Below are 727 nucleotides of genomic sequence, written 5' to 3' on the forward strand. Positions count from 1 at the left end.
GAGTCTAACCACTCGGAAACGTATTTCGTAATAATCCTTACTGCCTCGTTTTAAAAAATCAAACTTAGACGTGGTTGATAGGAACCGAAAAGATGGATCGTCTTTAATCGCTTTGGTTCGGGAGTAGGTCAACTTTAAAGAAACAATTGTATCGAATTCATCCGTATCTGGCACATCGGATTTGCGCAAAAATCCTTTGCGATTGACATCTTTACATCGAATGACGTATTTGTGTTGAAGGCGCTGAAGATGTTCAAACAGATTAAAGGAAGGATAGCCTCGATCACCTATAAAGATAACGGGCTGTGTCGGTTTTATCTTTTGGGCCATTTGGCAGAGACTTGAACGTTCATCTGTTTGACGTTTGTTCTGAAAATCCACATCAAGAAACTGTTTATTTAAGAGGTCATATAAAAAATTGACATGAATCACGTTGTAGCCATTGGCATTCCCACGTTTAAAGTGATTATCATGGGCTTTTACGTTCTGTGGTAAGGGCAAATCAGACCCATCATGGGCAAGCAATTGATAGCCTTTAAACCGTTTGGCTTTATCAAAAGATTGATTAAATAGGTCAAACACTGCTTTGAAAGCACTGGGTTTTAATTTTGCACGTGCTTGAACAAAAGCTGAAGCGGTGGGAGTTTCGACATGGTAGTTCCATTGTTCAAGTAATTCGCTGTTAAGGCTTTGAGCGCCGAATTTAATAATCGATTCAATAACAACC

1 protein-coding gene is annotated in these 727 nt (G+C 39.2%); it reads right to left on the reverse strand.

Annotated elements, in window-relative coordinates:
* Positions 1-727, reverse strand: a 727-nt coding sequence (locus ACEN4N_RS11495; RefSeq protein WP_407094268.1) for a transposase, incomplete at both ends; no start/stop codon positions are given.

It is taken from the genome of Ruoffia sp. FAM 20857 (assembly GCF_045528645.1).
Taxonomy (GTDB): domain Bacteria; phylum Bacillota; class Bacilli; order Lactobacillales; family Aerococcaceae; genus Ruoffia; species Ruoffia halotolerans.